General features: G+C 65.5%; 19 protein-coding genes. 12 read left to right on the forward strand and 7 right to left on the reverse strand.

The genetic code is table 11. The features are described 5' to 3' along the window. Positions 1-18: 18 nt before the first annotated feature. The 5 genes from XH96_RS16490 (at position 19) to XH96_RS16510 (ending at position 4,064) form a co-directional block, all read left to right on the forward strand. A complete protein-coding gene (locus XH96_RS16490) occupies positions 19-315 on the forward strand; it encodes a hypothetical protein (protein WP_194393375.1) in 297 nt (98 codons plus the stop codon). Positions 316-450: 135 nt separating this feature from the next. Continuing rightward, a complete protein-coding gene (locus XH96_RS16495; protein WP_194393376.1) occupies positions 451-1,245 on the forward strand; it encodes an ATP12 family chaperone protein in 795 nt (264 codons plus the stop codon). A gap of 54 nt (positions 1,246-1,299) precedes the next feature. After that, the gene (locus tag XH96_RS16500; RefSeq protein ID WP_194393377.1) at positions 1,300-2,910 is read left to right on the forward strand and encodes a flagellar hook-length control protein FliK; all 1,611 of its coding nucleotides are present in this window, start codon (positions 1,300-1,302) and stop codon (positions 2,908-2,910) included. Next, on the forward strand, positions 2,907-3,170 hold the full coding sequence (locus XH96_RS16505; RefSeq protein ID WP_194393378.1) for an EscU/YscU/HrcU family type III secretion system export apparatus switch protein: 264 nt from the start codon (positions 2,907-2,909) through the stop codon (positions 3,168-3,170). Before XH96_RS16500 ends, XH96_RS16505 begins: the two co-directional genes overlap by 4 nt. Before the next feature lie 36 nt (positions 3,171-3,206). Then, entirely contained in the window at positions 3,207-4,064 is an 858-nt protein-coding gene (locus tag XH96_RS16510; protein WP_371740107.1) for a penicillin-binding transpeptidase domain-containing protein, read from the forward strand. A 110-nt stretch (positions 4,065-4,174) separates the two neighbouring features. Here XH96_RS16510 and XH96_RS16515 read toward each other — a convergent pair whose 3' ends face one another. Then, complete coding sequence (locus XH96_RS16515; protein ID WP_194393380.1) at positions 4,175-4,579, reverse strand: DUF4260 domain-containing protein; 405 nt, start codon at positions 4,577-4,579, stop codon at positions 4,175-4,177. Positions 4,580-4,718: 139 nt separating this feature from the next. Here XH96_RS16515 and XH96_RS16520 point away from each other — a divergent pair, with 139 nt between their 5' ends. Together XH96_RS16520 and XH96_RS16525 are read left to right on the forward strand one after the other, a co-directional pair. Further along, on the forward strand, positions 4,719-6,251 hold the full coding sequence (locus tag XH96_RS16520; protein ID WP_194393381.1) for an acyl-CoA carboxylase subunit beta: 1,533 nt from the start codon (positions 4,719-4,721) through the stop codon (positions 6,249-6,251). A gap of 614 nt (positions 6,252-6,865) precedes the next feature. Continuing rightward, on the forward strand, positions 6,866-7,213 hold the full coding sequence (locus XH96_RS16525; protein ID WP_194393382.1) for a hypothetical protein: 348 nt from the start codon (positions 6,866-6,868) through the stop codon (positions 7,211-7,213). Positions 7,214-7,232: 19 nt separating this feature from the next. On the opposite strand, the gene XH96_RS16530 is transcribed toward XH96_RS16525, so the two are convergent. Next, positions 7,233-7,385 carry a hypothetical protein gene (locus tag XH96_RS16530; protein WP_194393383.1) on the reverse strand — a complete coding sequence of 51 codons (153 nt, stop codon included), beginning with the start codon at positions 7,383-7,385 and terminating at the stop codon, positions 7,233-7,235. Between the two features lie 75 nt (positions 7,386-7,460). After that, positions 7,461-8,114: a glutathione S-transferase family protein gene (locus XH96_RS16535; RefSeq protein ID WP_194393384.1), complete on the reverse strand. Its 654-nt coding sequence runs from the start codon at positions 8,112-8,114 to the stop codon at positions 7,461-7,463. Positions 8,115-8,244: 130 nt separating this feature from the next. On the opposite strand from XH96_RS16535, the gene XH96_RS16540 reads away from it, so the two are divergent. Together XH96_RS16540 and XH96_RS16545 are read left to right on the forward strand one after the other, a co-directional pair. Next, positions 8,245-8,559, forward strand: a complete 315-nt coding sequence (locus XH96_RS16540; protein WP_194393385.1) for a hypothetical protein — start codon at positions 8,245-8,247, stop codon at positions 8,557-8,559. A 111-nt stretch (positions 8,560-8,670) separates the two neighbouring features. Then, positions 8,671-8,955, forward strand: a complete 285-nt coding sequence (locus tag XH96_RS16545) for a twin-arginine translocation signal domain-containing protein (protein WP_028182359.1) — start codon at positions 8,671-8,673, stop codon at positions 8,953-8,955. Positions 8,956-9,117: 162 nt separating this feature from the next. On the opposite strand, the gene XH96_RS16550 is transcribed toward XH96_RS16545, so the two are convergent. From XH96_RS16550 to XH96_RS16560, 3 genes are all read right to left on the reverse strand, one after another. Next, positions 9,118-9,369 carry a GCG_CRPN prefix-to-repeats domain-containing protein gene (locus XH96_RS16550; RefSeq protein ID WP_194393386.1) on the reverse strand — a complete coding sequence of 84 codons (252 nt, stop codon included), beginning with the start codon at positions 9,367-9,369 and terminating at the stop codon, positions 9,118-9,120. A 189-nt stretch (positions 9,370-9,558) separates the two neighbouring features. Next, positions 9,559-10,569 carry an alpha/beta fold hydrolase gene (locus XH96_RS16555; RefSeq protein ID WP_194393387.1) on the reverse strand — a complete coding sequence of 337 codons (1,011 nt, stop codon included), beginning with the start codon at positions 10,567-10,569 and terminating at the stop codon, positions 9,559-9,561. Between the two features lie 194 nt (positions 10,570-10,763). Further along, complete coding sequence (locus XH96_RS16560; protein ID WP_194393388.1) at positions 10,764-11,462, reverse strand: winged helix-turn-helix domain-containing protein; 699 nt, start codon at positions 11,460-11,462, stop codon at positions 10,764-10,766. A gap of 71 nt (positions 11,463-11,533) precedes the next feature. Here XH96_RS16560 and XH96_RS16565 point away from each other — a divergent pair, with 71 nt between their 5' ends. The 3 genes from XH96_RS16565 to XH96_RS16575 are packed head-to-tail and all read left to right on the forward strand — an operon-like array spanning position 11,534 to position 13,077. Further along, positions 11,534-11,842, forward strand: coding sequence for an NIPSNAP family protein (locus XH96_RS16565; protein WP_194393389.1), 309 nt, complete (start codon positions 11,534-11,536; stop codon positions 11,840-11,842). Positions 11,843-11,865: 23 nt separating this feature from the next. Further along, a complete protein-coding gene (locus XH96_RS16570; protein WP_027574093.1) occupies positions 11,866-12,216 on the forward strand; it encodes an antibiotic biosynthesis monooxygenase in 351 nt (116 codons plus the stop codon). Between the two features lie 51 nt (positions 12,217-12,267). Then, the gene (locus tag XH96_RS16575; protein ID WP_194393390.1) at positions 12,268-13,077 is read left to right on the forward strand and encodes an oxaloacetate decarboxylase; all 810 of its coding nucleotides are present in this window, start codon (positions 12,268-12,270) and stop codon (positions 13,075-13,077) included. 57 nt (positions 13,078-13,134) lie between these two features. On the opposite strand, the gene XH96_RS16580 is transcribed toward XH96_RS16575, so the two are convergent. Beyond that, positions 13,135-13,560, reverse strand: coding sequence for a hypothetical protein (locus XH96_RS16580; RefSeq protein ID WP_194393391.1), 426 nt, complete (start codon positions 13,558-13,560; stop codon positions 13,135-13,137). Between the last annotated feature and the right edge of the window lie 165 nt (positions 13,561-13,725).

Below are 13,725 nucleotides of genomic sequence, written 5' to 3' on the forward strand. Positions count from 1 at the left end.
GAGCACAACATATCGACCATGAAACGGTTCTCGCTCTGTCTCATGGTTTTGACCGCACTGCTCTTGGGGCAGGCGGCTCAGGCACAGATTTTGCTGCCGGGCCCCACGCAGGTCGTTCCGCCGCCTTCGCCGCCACCGCCGCCGAAGCTCGAGGTGCCGAAAATGCCGCGGATCGATGCGCAGCCGAGCTACAACTACCGGCCGCTCCCGCGCAATTCGTTCAGTGATCGCTTTTCGAAGTGCCTCGAGGATGCCGCTGGCGCGGGGCTGGGCCCCGCTCACCGCGGCACCTATGCACTCAGATGCGCGAACTAGGGTCGATCTAGCGGCCAGGCCCGGCGAACAGGGCCGCAACGCCGGCCAGGTTCCCTCATGCCCGCCGCTCGCTTTATCGGCTGCCGGTTTTATCCTAAAAGCCTGGCATTCAGCGGCAGAGACTGAAAAACCGAGATGCGCGAATTGTTCGATGAAGCTGCGGGGCAAACCCCGCCCGATCCGCGCGAGGCGGCACGCCGGTCGGCGCGTCCACCGCAGCGCAAGCGCTTCTACAAGGAGGCGGGCGTGAGCGAGGCAGATGGCGGGTATGCCGTCGTGCTCGACGGCAAGCCGATCCGTACGCCGTCCGGTCGGCAGGTGATCATCCCTTCGCGCGACCTTGCCGAAGCGGTGGCCGCGGAATGGGCAGCCCAGGGCGAGACGATCGACCCCATGAGCATGCCGCTGACGCGGATCGCCAACAGCGTGGTGGAGGGTGTCGTCGATCGCGTCGAACTCGTCAGCGACGACCTCGCCAGATACTTCGAGTCCGACCTGCTGTTCTATCGTGCCGGCCATCCCGCGGGACTGGTCGCCCGCGAGGCCGCGCATTGGGATCCCGTGCTGTTCTGGGCGGCGGAGACGCTGGGTGCGCATTTCATCCTGTCCGAGGGCATCATGCATGTGAAGCAGCCGGACCAGGCGCTTCGGGCGGCTCGCGCCGCGCTGCCGCAGGATGCCTGGTCGGTCGCCGCTCTCCATGTGGTGACGACCCTGACCGGCTCGGCGTTGCTGGCGCTGGCGCTCGCCCATGGCGCCCGGGACGCTGACCAGGTCTGGACCGCCGCCCATGTCGACGAGGACTGGAACGCCGAGCAATGGGGCGTGGACGAGGAGGCGGCCAGCCGCCGGGCCACCCGCCTCCGGGATTTCGAGGCCGCCGTGGCCGTGCTGGCGGCCGCAAGCTCGGCCGGGACCACAGGTCCTTAACGGGAGGTTTACGGCGCGGCGTTACGGTAGCCGGCGCTCCCTGAGGCCGCTGAGATGCCGACGCCGGTCACTTCCATTGCTCCCGTCAGCGCCGCCAGCCCCGCGGCTGATGCGGCGACGCCCGATCTTGTGCTTCAGGCCGGCAGTGTCGTCGATGCGAGAGTCGTCAGTGTCCTCGCCGACAATCTGGTGCGGATCGCGATCGCAAATCTATCGCTCGACGTGATGTCGGAAGTCGCGCTGTCGCCCGGGCAAAATCTCCAACTGGCGGTGTCGCGGAACGACGGCACCGTCCGTCTTGCCGTCGTGGGCGGGGCAGGCGAGGCGGCCGCCGACGTGGTGACGCTGACGCCGCGTGCGGCCTCGCTGGTGGAGAGCCCGCCGCTTGCCCCGTCGGCGGGCGCCGCGCGCAGCACGCTGACACCTCCGGAGCAAGTCGCCGTCACGGTGGCTTCGGCCGATGCCGTCACCAGGCAGGGCAGCCAGGCGCCGCTGTTTGCCAATCTGGCCGCCGTCGTCACCGGCAGCGATCTGCCCGCGGGCTTGAAGCAGGCGGTGCTGACCGTGTTGTCTCAGCAGACGCCGCTCGATACAGGGCTTGTGGGGGGCGATATCGAATCCGCATTCCAGAAGTCGGGTCTGTTCCTCGAGGCTTCGCTCGCCGCAGGCGCTACGCCGTCGTCAGGCACAATGCCAGATCTGAAGGCGGCGCTGCTGGTGCTGCGCCAGGCGCTGTCCACGATTGAGAGGGCTGTGCCACCGGCGCCAGGCGCTTCGACTCCTGCCGGCGCTGCGGGGACACCGCAGGTCGGCATCGCACCGGCTCCGGCCGCCGGGACGGCGCAGGCGGCATCACCATCAACCGAAAGCGCGCAACAGCCGCAAACGCCGGGCCGCGCCAATCCCGCCGCTGCCGTGCTCGCCGACATGGCCGGCGGGGCTTCGCAGGCGGCGACGTCGCGGACCATGTCGGCAGGTCTTGCCGCAGCCCTGCTGCAAGAGGTCACGCAGAACCTGCCGCGCCTGACCGGCAACGTGCCGGGCTCCAACAAGGCCGCACCGGATGGCCACGTCTTCGAGACTGCCGCACACGCGACGCCCCCGCCATTCCGCGGTGCGCTGCCGGCGCCGCAGTCCATCGCCGCGCCATCGCTGGCGCCGGATGCGCCGCTCGCGGCCACCGTGCATCGCCTGCTCGACGACACCGATGCGGCGCTCGCGCGGCAGACGCTGCTCCAAATTGCGTCGCTCCCCGATCGCATCGATGCCAGCGGGCACCGCAGCGATCCGGCCGTGCCGCAGTGGAATTTCGAGATTCCGTTCGCGACCCCGCAGGGCACCGCGATGGCGCAGTTCGAGATCTCGCGCGACGGCGGCAACGAGTCCGGCGATCCCGCCCAGCGCACCTGGCGCGCGCGCTTCTCCCTCAATGTGGAGCCGGCCGGACCCGTGCATGCGTTGATCACGCTGAACGGCGACAAGACGTTCGTGCGGATGTGGGCGGAGCGGCCGGCGACGGCGCAGCAGCTCCGTGCCGGCGTCGGTGAGCTCAGCCAGGCATTGACGAGAGCCGAGCTCAAGCCCGGTGACATCGTGGTCCGCGACGGCACGCCGCCGCAACCGGCGCCTGCCCGCGCCGGCCACTTCCTGGACCGGGCGACATGAGCGATTCATCCAGGCTCGCGATCGCGCTCCACTACGAGAAGGGCACCAACGCGCCTGTCGTCGTCGCCAAGGGCAGGGGCACGATCGGCGAAAAGATCGTCGAGATCGCCAAGGCCCACGACATCCCGATCGAGGAGAACGAGATTCTGGCCGGCGCGCTGTCCAAGGTCGAGCTCGGCGACGAGATCCCGCCCGATCTCTACAAGGCCGTCGCCGAGGTGCTGGTGTTCGTGCTGCGGCTGTCGGGCCGGGGGCGGTAAGAATAACCTGTCATCGTTTCACCACGTAGCGGCTGCATGGTCGCGCTGGTTCTTCACTGCTCACGGATATCGCTTTTGCTGACTCGTCGTTCCACCCTCGGTCTTCTCGCCGCAGCCGCGGTGCTGCCATCCCGCGCGCGCGCCCACGTCGCGCCGCCGCGCGATGAAATTCGTGAGAGTCTTGCAAAACGCTTCACCGATCTCGGCACATCCGGCACCTTCGTCGGCTACAAGGTCGAGGACTATCTGATCGTCGCCAGCGACAAGGAGCGCTCGGGCGAGGGCAAGCTGCCGGCCTCGACCTTCAAGATTCCGAACGCGCTGATTGCGCTGGAGACCGGCGTGGTCGCTGACCCCGACAAGGACATGTTTCCCTGGGATGGCGTCAAGCGCCCGATCGAGGCCTGGAACAAGGATCACACGCTGCGCAGCGCCATCGCGGTGAGCGCGGTGCCGGTCTTTCAGGAGATTGCACGGCGCATTGGCCAGGAGCGCATGCAAAAATATGTCGACGAGTTCGACTACGGCAATCGCGACATCGGCGGCGGCATCGACCAGTTCTGGCTCACCGGCGCCCTGCGCATCGATCCGGTCGAGCAGGTCGATTTCGTCGACCGGCTGCGCCGCCGCGTGCTGCCGATCTCAAAGCGCAGCCAGGATCTCGTCGCCGACATCCTGCCGGTGACCAAAGTGGGCGACAGCATCATCCGCGCCAAGTCGGGCCTGCTCGGGGCCGAGCGCGGCGAGCCGTCGCTCGGCTGGATGGTCGGCTGGGCCGAGAAGGGCGAGGCGCACACCGTGTTCGCGCTCAACATGGATTGCAAGGAGCCGCGCCTGATCGGCGAGCGCATGCCGCTGACACAGGCCTGCCTTGCCGAGATCGGCGCGGTCTAACAGATGCGCGGTCTAACAGATGCAGTGATTGCGCCTTATTGCGGACCGCAAAGAAGTCCTCGTCATTGCGAGCGCAGCTCTCTCGCCAACGCAATTGCGAGGGCCACCGGTCAGGCGTCCTTCTGCCGGCCGATCATGCCCAGATGCGTGAAGCCGAATCCGGCGGAATATTTCAGGCCGTAGCCGAGCGCCCGGTCGATGCCGATATGGGCAAGCCAGATCAAGGCAATGGATAAAGTGAGGGGCGAGGCGAGGCCGAAGCCCAGCGTCAGCAGCGCCACCGGCGCCATGTAGCTGTGGGCGGCGTTGTAGACCATCGCGCCGAACCTGGCGTCGGACAGGTATGCCAGGAAGCTCAGATCGGGCACGAAGAAGAGCAGGGCAAACACCAGCCAGGACCCGTCCCAGGCGGCGTAGAGCGTCACCATCCCTGCGAACAGGGTGAGGCCCTCCAGCCGCAGCAGGATATTGACGCTGCCCGTCGCCGCGCCCGTCTCGGCCGTTCCTTCGCTCATCTTCGTCTCCTAGGCAAAGCTCTGTAATTCCTTGCGCTTTCACGCTGCGGCAGGGCAGCCCTGCGACGCCGAAAGCCGCTTCCCGGCCCGCAAAATGCCGTGTTAGAACCCCGCATCACTTAAGAACTGGCGGGAGCAAATGAAACACATCCTGGACGCCCTCGAAGACCGTCGCGCTGCCGCAAAGCTCGGCGGCGGGGAAAAGCGCATCGAGGCGCAGCACGCCCGCGGCAAGCTGACGGCGCGCGAGCGTATCGAGCTGCTGCTCGACAAGGGGTCGTTCGAGGAGTTCGACATGTTCGTCGAGCACCGCTCCACCGAGTTCGGCATGGAGAAATCCAAGGTGCCCGGCGACGGCGTCGTCACCGGCTGGGGCACCGTCAACGGCCGCAAGACGTTCGTCTTTGCCAAGGATTTCACCGTATTCGGCGGTTCTCTCTCGGAGACGCACGCGCTGAAAATCACAAAACTCCAGGACATGGCGATGAAGGCGAGGGCGCCCATCATCGGCCTCTATGACGCCGGCGGCGCCCGCATCCAGGAGGGCGTCGCCGCGCTCGCCGGCTATTCCTACGTTTTCCGCCGCAACGTGCTGGCCTCCGGTGTGATCCCGCAGATCTCCGTCATCATGGGGCCCTGCGCCGGCGGCGACGTCTATTCGCCGGCGATGACCGACTTCATCTTCATGGTGAAGAACACCAGCTACATGTTCGTCACCGGCCCCGACGTGGTGAAGACCGTGACCAACGAGGTCGTCACCGCCGAAGAGCTTGGCGGCGCCTCGGTGCACGCCACGCGCTCCTCGATCGCCGACGGCGCCTTCGAGAACGACGTCGAGACGCTCCTGCAAATGCGGCGCCTGATCGACTTCCTGCCGTCCAACAACACCGACGGCGTGCCGGAATGGCCGAGCTTCGACGACATCGGCCGTGTCGACATGTCCCTGGACACGCTGATCCCCGATAATCCGAACAAGCCCTACGACATGAAGGAGCTGATCCTGAAGGTCGTGGACGAGGGCGACTTCTTCGAGATCGCGGAAGCCTTCGCCAAGAACATCGTCACCGGCTTCGGCCGCATCGCCGGCCGCACCGTCGGCTTCGTCGCCAACCAGCCGATGGTGCTGGCCGGCGTGCTCGACAGCGACGCATCACGCAAGGCGGCGCGCTTTGTTCGTTTTTGTGATGCCTTCAACATCCCGATCGTCACCTTCGTCGACGTGCCGGGCTTCCTGCCCGGTACCGCGCAGGAATATGGCGGCCTGATCAAGCACGGCGCAAAACTGCTGTTCGCCTACTCGCAATGCACCGTGCCGCTGGTCACCATCATCACCCGCAAGGCCTATGGCGGCGCCTTCGACGTCATGGCCTCCAAGGAGATCGGCGCCGACATGAACTACGCCTGGCCGACCGCCCAGATCGCGGTGATGGGCGCCAAGGGCGCGGTCGAGATCATCTTCCGCTCAGACATCGGCGACCCCGACAAGATCGCGGCGCGCACCAAGGAATACGAAGACCGCTTCCTGTCGCCCTTCATCGCCGCCGAGCGCGGCTACATCGACGACGTCATCATGCCGCACTCGACGCGGAAACGCATCGCCCGGGCGCTGGCGATGCTGAAGGACAAGAAGACGGAAATGCCGGCGAAGAAGCACGACAATTTGCCGTTGTGAGGGATGGAGACGCCGGTGGCAATTTGGCGTCGACGATCGAGATTACGGCGGAGCGCCAATGGATCGCGCCACCGGATACTGGGCGTGTTGTCCGCGGTCCTGGCGATGGACGCATCGTGCTTCGCCCAAGACAGCGAGATGACGGTTACCGCTCGGACGTCGGAAGAGACTGTCATCGAAGGCTACGCCGACGCCGACAATGCGTGCGCGCTGATCGAGCTTCCCCGGCTCTTGCTCATGAAGACGCCAGAACACGGGATCGTCTGCTATCGTATCGAGGATTTCGAGGTGGCGGGCGACTCTGGAAGGGATCAGGCTTGTATCGGGCGCTGGGTCCGCGGCATAAGCGTTTTCTACCTGGCTCGACCCGGTTACAGCGGGCCGGATAGTCTCCGATACGAAGCGATTACCGATCGAAGGCGGGACCGAGTGTCTGTTCGCGTCACGGTCTTGCCAGATCCTGCAAACGCTTCCCAAGTGCCAGCCAACCCTGACGGGTCTTCATACGAGCCGGCTATGTCGATTGGGCCTCTCCCTGCGTGCGTTGTGCTGGTGTCCTAGGGTGCCTATAACTGAAGTTCGTTTGTCTCTCGATCTACGCGCTCACAAATCTCATGACCGAAGACGATCCGACCGACGAAATCTCCGACATCGAAGACCGGATCGAGCGGCTCGCCGAGATCGCTGAGCGCTGCCGCAAGTACATCCTGGCGTCCAAGATCGCCATCGGTGGCGGGGCGGTGCTGCTGTTGGTGACGATCCTCGGGCTGTTTGGCTTCGGTCAGACGGCCGCGCTCGGATCGATCGCACTGGTGCTGGGCGGGATCGTTTCGCTCGGTTCGAATGTCAGCACGCTACGGCAGACGGATGACGCCATTCGTGCTGCGGAGGCGCGGCGTGCGGCGTTGATCGGACGCATCGACCTTCGCCTGGTCGCTGATGCTCCGTTGAAGCTGGTGTGACAACCACCGCCACCACCTCTCACGCGGCCCGCTTGACGGTCATCTCCGACAATTCCGTGCGGCATTCAGCGGCGAAGGCCTGGAGCCGGTCGGCGGTCTGGTGGTCGAGGATGGCTTTGGCGAGCCGCTCGGCGCGGGCGATCTGCTGCTTGAGATATTCGATGCGGGTCATGTGCCACCTGTCGAATGGCGTCCTTCCGTTGGCGACGATTGTAAGCCGCGCCCTAAATCAATTGTGTGAGACACATCACGCCCCGCGTGCCTGATCCGCCGCAGCGAAATGCGCCATCTGGTCGGCTTGGGCCTTGGCGAACGCCGGACGTCCAGTGACGCGCGCGACGTAGGCGCGGCAGGCAGGACTGTCCGTCAGCCCGTCGAAACCATCGACGACGCGCAGCACGTCCGCCATCAGGATGTCGGCGACGGAGAAGGAGCCGGCCAGCCATTCGCGGCTGCCCAGCACCGGTTCGAGGCGCTTGAGCCGAAGCTTGAGGAAGTCGTCTACGAATGTCCACGCCGCCGTGTCGGTCGGATGTCCCATGAACTTCGACATGCCCCAGGGCAGGCTGGCCATCTCCACCGAATTGAGCGCCGCGAAGACCCATTTCGTCGCCTCGGCGCGACCGCGCGGATCGGATGGTATCAGCCTCTCGCTGAGCCCGCCGAGGTGCAGCAGGATCGCGCCGGTCTCGAAGATCGAGAGGTCGCCGTCGGTCAACCACGGCACCTGGCCGAACGGCTGGTGCGCGAGGTGCGCAGGCCCGCGATCGTCGAACGGCACGCTGGCGACGCGATAGGGCAAGCCGGCTTCTTCCAGCGCCCAGCGCACGCGGAAGTCGCGCACGAAGCCTCGCGGCGCTGCAGGAACCCAATCGAAGGTGGTCAGGGTGAGGTCGGCCATTTGCTGTCTCCGTGTCCTGGTTCGAGGCAAAGGACGAACGAAGGGCGTCCATTCCGACACCGGCACCAACTCTTTTGTCGCCGGCGGCTTAACCGGCTAGTCTCGGTTCAAACAACAGGAGGAAATCCAGATGCCAGCAGCCTTCTTCATCGTCCGCGCCATCGTCACCGATGCCGGCAAGCGCGCCGCCTTCGACCGATGGTACGAGAGGGAACATCTGCCAGATGCGGTGAAGGCGTTCGGCGCGAGCAAGGCTTGGCGGTTCTGGAGCCTTGACGATCCCTCGCTGCACCAGGCGATGTATCAGTTCGATGACGAGGCCAAGCTGAATGCGATGCTGAAAGGTGACGCGTTGCAAAAGCTCGTCGCCGACTTCAACCGCGACTGGCCCGACGTGAAGCGCACGCGCGAAACGCTGGTGCTGGCACAGGAATTTGCGAAATAGCCGGGAGAGATCCGCGGCTCAATAAATCTGAACGCGCGATTCACCTTCGGTTCATGTCGTGAACGCGACACTTGCTCTGCATCACAGTCACGATGACCAAAGGAAGAAATGATGGAGCGCCGGAACTTTCTGAAACTTGCATTGGGGGTGACGGCGGGCGCCGCCGCCTTCGCAGCGACGGCCGCGCAGGCCGCGCCGCTGTCACCGCAGCCGGTCGGTGATCCCGCCCGTATGCCGCAGGGCAATTCCGACGCTCATCCCGCGGTCACCACCAGCGAGGAAGCCGCGAAGCTGGCGCCAGAGCAGGTTCACTACGGCCATCATCGCCACTGGGGCTGGCACCGCCGTCATTGGCGCCGGCATCGCCGACGCTGGCACCGCCGCCATCACTGGTAGGCTCGCGACGTTCGCGGGTCGGACGGGGATCGCCACAGGCGGTCCCCGTTTCGATTCTGGAGGCGCTCCAGTTCACGGCGGATGATCGTTGGCGGCAACCCCGAATAAAATGGCCGCGCAGGCTTCCGCCGCGCGGCCACTCAGTAACGCAAATGGACGAGATCAGAACGGGCGGCAGCGGCCGGCGTACCAGCGGAAGCCGTAGGGGCACACACGCGCGCGAGGCACAACGACGACCGGCGCCGGGGCGACCACCACCGGAGCGGGGCGAACGACGACCGGGCCGCGCATCGGACGGCAGCCACCATAGGGGCCGCGATACCAGCCCGGGCCGCAACCGCCGGCGGCGCTGGCCGCCTCGCTGAAACCGACGGCCGCGCTGGCGAGCATGACGGCGGCAAACAGGTATTTCATTGGGTATTCCTTCTCGTCCTTGGAGGCAGGCTAGGGAATGGCGCTTGCGGCGCACAATGAATCAAGAGACACGATTCGACACGTTAAATCTGGAACGTGCCGACACGTCGTGATCCAAACCTGCCAATCATGACCTGAATGCGGCATGAACGTTCCGCGCATCCTGCCTCGGACGACACGTAAGTGTCGCTAGCGACCGAGAAAGCCAAGCACCAGCTCCTTGTACTTCTCCGGCGCCTCCAGGAAGACGAGATGCCCGGTGTTCGGGATCACTTCGGCCCGCGCATTCGGCATCTTCGCCGCCAGCGTCTTCGCCAGTTCGGCGTTCTGCCCCATCCTGGCACGCAGCGCCTCGGGCGCGAGTGGCCGGCCCGGTGCGTTGTGGTCGTCGGCCCCCATGATGAACAACGTCGGCAGCGCGATCAGCGGAATCTCGTGCGCCACCGGCTCTCGGTAGATCATCTGGCCGGAACTGACGAAGGCGCGCAGCCAGCGCGGATAGTCGGGGCTGCCCTTGATGTTGAAGCGGGCATCGATGAACGGCGTGATCGCCTCGGCCGGCAGCTTGATCGCGTAATTGGTCTGGAGTTGCTTGCGATAGCCCTCCGCCGTGAGCTTGTCCTCGGTCTCGATCATCTTCGCGGTCGGTGTCGGCGGCACGTAGAGGCGGTAATCTTCCAGCCCGATCGGCGCGGTCAGCACCAGATGGGCGACGCGGTCCGGATAGGCGCGGGCGATGCGCACGCCCAGCATGCCGCCGAGCGAATGGGCGACGACCTCGGCCTTGTCGATCTTGAGGTGATCGAGCAGCGCGATGGTGTTGCGCGCCAGATTGTCGAAATGCAGTTCGCCCTGCGGCTTGGAGGATTTGCCGAATCCGATCTGGTCCGGCACCACGACGCGAAAACCGGCCTCGCTCAGCATCTTGATCACGGGGTCCCAGTAGCTCGACGGGAAATTGCGCCCGTGCAGCAGCACCACGGTGCGGCCGTTCGGCTGCGCGGGCGACACGTCCATGTAGGCCATGCTGAGCTGCTCGCCGTCGTTGATAACAGGTAGGAGGTGGACGGGGTAGGGATAGGCAAAGCCTTCGAGCGCGATGCCATAGGGCTCACGGGGCGGGCTGTCGGCGGCGATGGCGAAGGCGAACGGAGAGACGAGAAGGGCGGCGGCGAGCGCGGCCGGGAGGATGCGGTTCATGGAGGGTCTCGTAATTGGAGCAGTCATTCCGGGGCGCGCGCAGCGCGAACCCGGAATCTCGAGATTCCGGGTCTGGTCCTTCGGACCATCCCGGAATGACAATGCGCATAAAGACGTCAACGGCCGGGTCAAGCCCGGCCATGACGACAGTGATAGTTCACACGCAAACGTGTGATTTCACGACGTTTGCGTGACTAATCCCTTCCGCTGCCGAACAGCGCGGCGAACTGCTTCTCGCCGGTGCGGGTGAAATTCACCACGCGGCTGCCGGGCGCGGCATCACGCGAGGCCCATTTCAGCTCGGCGAAACGCTGCATCATGGCGGCGCCCAGCGTGCCGGCGAGATGGTGGCGCCTCTCGCTCCAGTCGAGGCAGGCCTTGCACACCGGGCGGCGCGGATGCGCCAGCATCTCGGGCGAGATCTGCAGATGCTTGACGAGGAAGCGCTCGCCCTCGACCGTCAGCTCGATGTCCTGCTTCTTCTGCCTGACCAGGTTTCGCTCGCGCATGGTGTCGAGCATCTGCACGCCGAGATCGCCGGCGAGATGGTCGTAACAGATCCGCGCCCGCCGCAGCGCCGGATCCTTCGGTCCGGTGCGCACGCGCATGTGGCCGGTGCGCGCGGCGAGGCCCGCGAGGCCCTCGAGCACGCCGGCGACGTCGTCGTCGGTGAGCCGGTAATAGCGGTGGCGGCCCTGCTTCTCCGGCTCGATCAGGCCGCCGGCCTCGAGCTTCGAAAGATGCGAGCTCGCGGTCTGCGGCGTGATGCCGGCCTCCTGCGCCAGCTCGCTCGCGGTGAGCGCGCGGCCGTTCATCAGCGCGGTCAGCATGTTGGCGCGGGCGGGGTCGCCGACGAGGGAGGCGACCATGGCAATGTCAGGACCTGCTTTCATGCTTCGATGGTAGCCGAAGCATCGTGGCCGGGCAAGGGCGTAGCGTGTTGCTTCAAGCACAGGAACCCGTCATGTCCGTCACCGTCTTCATCCGCTATCAGCTCGATCCCTTCAAACGCCCGCAGTTCGAGGAATATTCGAAGCGCTGGCTCACCATCATCCCGAGATGTGGCGGCGAGCTGATCGGCTATTTCATGCCGCATGAGGGCACCAACAACATCGCGTTCGCCCTGATCTCGTTCGAGAGCCTGGCGGCGTACGAGTCTTATCGCAAGCGGCTGCGCGCCGATCTCGACGGCACCGCAAATTTCAACTTTGCGGAGGCGGAGAAATTCATCCTCGCCGAGGAGCGCACCTTCCTGCGCAAGGTGGTATTGTAGGCCATCAACGCAAGGAGATGCCCATGATCGCCGTGATCTTCGAGGTCTGGCCCAAGCCGGAACACCGCCAGGACTATTTCGACCTCGCAGCCGATTTGAAGCCGCTGCTGCAGACCATCGACGGCTTCATCTCGGTCGAGCGCTTCGAGAGCCTGACCGAGAAGGGCAAGATCCTGTCGGTGTCGTTCTGGCGGGATGAGGCAGCAGTCGCGGCCTGGCGCAACACGATGGAGCATCGCCGCACCCAGGCCAAAGGCCGCGCAAAGATCTTCGCGGACTATCATCTGCGCATCGCCAGCGTGATCCGGGACTACAGCATGACCGACCGCGAGCAGGCTCCGAAGGACAGCCGCGCGGTGCACGACGCGCACTAGCGCACTTGAAGACGCGCGCCTATCTCTGCGCGGCCAACAAGGGAGAGAAACATGCACGTGACGACCGCGGACAAGCGCGCGACATTCAGGAAGATGCACGAGAGCGGCTGCTTCATCCTGCCTAATCCGGTCGATGTCGGCAGCGCGAAAGCCTTGCAGCATCTCGGTTTCAAGGCGATCGCCTCCTCGAGCGCAGGCTTTGCCTGGACCATCGGCAAGGCCGACAACCACGTCAGCGTCGAGGACGTCTGTCAGCATCTGGCAGCATTGAGCTCGGCCGTCGACATCCCCGTGAACGCCGATTTCGAGGGCGGCTTTGCCGTCGAGCCGGACAGGGTCGCCGACAATGTCGAGCGCTGTGTGCGTACCGGCGTCGCGGGCCTCTCGATCGAGGATTCCACGGGCGACACGGACAAGCCGCTCTACGACCGCGCGCTTGCGGTCGAGCGCATCAGGGCCTCGCGCAAGGCGATCGGCGACAGCGGCACGCTGCTGGTCGGCCGCTGCGAGGCTTACTTGTGGGGCGTCACCGACCTCAAGCTCGTCATCGATCGGCTGACCGCTTATGCCGATGCCGGCGCCGAGTGTCTCTACGCGCCCGGCCTGAAGAGCCGCGAGGACATCGCCGCGGTGGTGAAGGCGGTGCATCCAAAGCCGTTCAATCTCCTGATCGGCGCGTCCGGCCTGTCGCTGCAGGAAGCCCGAGATCTCGGCGTGCGCCGCATCAGTGTGGGCGGCTCGCTCGCCCGCGCCGCCTGGGGCGGCTTCATGCGCGCTGCAAAGGAGATGGCGGAGAAGGGAACGTTCACAGAGCTTGCCGGCGGCTATTCCGGCGGCGAGCTCAACAAGATCTTCAGCTAGGCCGACGAAAAGCGGCGGGATGTTGCATCCCGCCGCTCTCGCGTCTCATTGCGACTGTTACTTCGCGCCGCTGGACGGCGTCTGCGCATCCGGCGCCGGCTTTGCAGCAGGCGTATCGGGAGCCGGGGCAGCAGGCCTGCTCGGCGCCGCACCCGTGGTCACGCCCGGCTCGGTGTTGTTGCGCGGGGTCACGTCGCGCATGCCAGGAGGCGCCGCCGGATTGGTCGGCTGCGTCTGCGCAGTCTGCGAGGCCGGTGTGTTGCGGGCCTCGTTGGTCGTGCTCGTATTGTTCAAGCCGTAGAACACCGCGCCCAGCACCAGGGCGACCGCTACCGCAAACAGCGCGATCTTGCCGCTGGAGGCAGGGCCTTCCCCGAGCTCGGGATCGGCCTGGAGGTCGGCATCCCGGCGCGCCGCGCGAGAATACTCATCGTCGGCGAGGTTCGGGCGATACGGATCGTTGGGAAAACGGTCGTCAGCCATCGATTGGATCTCCTCGGTTATGACGTCGGGACAACCCTCAGGTGCGAGATTCCGTTCCGCGCCACCCAATGCTTTCGTCGCATGTTGCTCTCCTGTCGGGAATCGGGAACCTGTTCGCTCGGGAACTGCACGCGAGTTCCATGGCCGCGACGAGGGAACGAAGCC

Source organism: Bradyrhizobium sp. CCBAU 51765 (genome assembly GCF_015291725.1).
GTDB lineage: Bacteria > Pseudomonadota > Alphaproteobacteria > Rhizobiales > Xanthobacteraceae > Bradyrhizobium > Bradyrhizobium liaoningense.

What these genes read in the sequence shown, in the direction of transcription:
- XH96_RS16490 (WP_194393375.1), top strand. Translation starts at nt 19, where the DNA reads ATGAAACGGTTCTCGCTCTGTCTCATGGTTTTGACCGCACTGCTCTTG.
- XH96_RS16495 (WP_194393376.1), top strand. Translation starts at nt 451, where the DNA reads ATGCGCGAATTGTTCGATGAAGCTGCGGGGCAAACCCCGCCCGATCCG.
- XH96_RS16500 (WP_194393377.1), top strand. Translation starts at nt 1,300, where the DNA reads ATGCCGACGCCGGTCACTTCCATTGCTCCCGTCAGCGCCGCCAGCCCC.
- XH96_RS16505 (WP_194393378.1), top strand. Translation starts at nt 2,907, where the DNA reads ATGAGCGATTCATCCAGGCTCGCGATCGCGCTCCACTACGAGAAGGGC.
- XH96_RS16510 (WP_371740107.1), top strand. Translation starts at nt 3,207, where the DNA reads ATGGTCGCGCTGGTTCTTCACTGCTCACGGATATCGCTTTTGCTGACT.
- XH96_RS16515 (WP_194393380.1), bottom strand. Translation starts at nt 4,579, where the DNA reads ATGAGCGAAGGAACGGCCGAGACGGGCGCGGCGACGGGCAGCGTCAAT.
- XH96_RS16520 (WP_194393381.1), top strand. Translation starts at nt 4,719, where the DNA reads ATGAAACACATCCTGGACGCCCTCGAAGACCGTCGCGCTGCCGCAAAG.
- XH96_RS16525 (WP_194393382.1), top strand. Translation starts at nt 6,866, where the DNA reads ATGACCGAAGACGATCCGACCGACGAAATCTCCGACATCGAAGACCGG.
- XH96_RS16530 (WP_194393383.1), bottom strand. Translation starts at nt 7,385, where the DNA reads ATGACCCGCATCGAATATCTCAAGCAGCAGATCGCCCGCGCCGAGCGG.
- XH96_RS16535 (WP_194393384.1), bottom strand. Translation starts at nt 8,114, where the DNA reads ATGGCCGACCTCACCCTGACCACCTTCGATTGGGTTCCTGCAGCGCCG.
- XH96_RS16540 (WP_194393385.1), top strand. Translation starts at nt 8,245, where the DNA reads ATGCCAGCAGCCTTCTTCATCGTCCGCGCCATCGTCACCGATGCCGGC.
- XH96_RS16545 (WP_028182359.1), top strand. Translation starts at nt 8,671, where the DNA reads ATGGAGCGCCGGAACTTTCTGAAACTTGCATTGGGGGTGACGGCGGGC.
- XH96_RS16550 (WP_194393386.1), bottom strand. Translation starts at nt 9,369, where the DNA reads ATGAAATACCTGTTTGCCGCCGTCATGCTCGCCAGCGCGGCCGTCGGT.
- XH96_RS16555 (WP_194393387.1), bottom strand. Translation starts at nt 10,569, where the DNA reads ATGAACCGCATCCTCCCGGCCGCGCTCGCCGCCGCCCTTCTCGTCTCT.
- XH96_RS16560 (WP_194393388.1), bottom strand. Translation starts at nt 11,462, where the DNA reads ATGAAAGCAGGTCCTGACATTGCCATGGTCGCCTCCCTCGTCGGCGAC.
- XH96_RS16565 (WP_194393389.1), top strand. Translation starts at nt 11,534, where the DNA reads ATGTCCGTCACCGTCTTCATCCGCTATCAGCTCGATCCCTTCAAACGC.
- XH96_RS16570 (WP_027574093.1), top strand. Translation starts at nt 11,866, where the DNA reads ATGATCGCCGTGATCTTCGAGGTCTGGCCCAAGCCGGAACACCGCCAG.
- XH96_RS16575 (WP_194393390.1), top strand. Translation starts at nt 12,268, where the DNA reads ATGCACGTGACGACCGCGGACAAGCGCGCGACATTCAGGAAGATGCAC.
- XH96_RS16580 (WP_194393391.1), bottom strand. Translation starts at nt 13,560, where the DNA reads ATGGCTGACGACCGTTTTCCCAACGATCCGTATCGCCCGAACCTCGCC.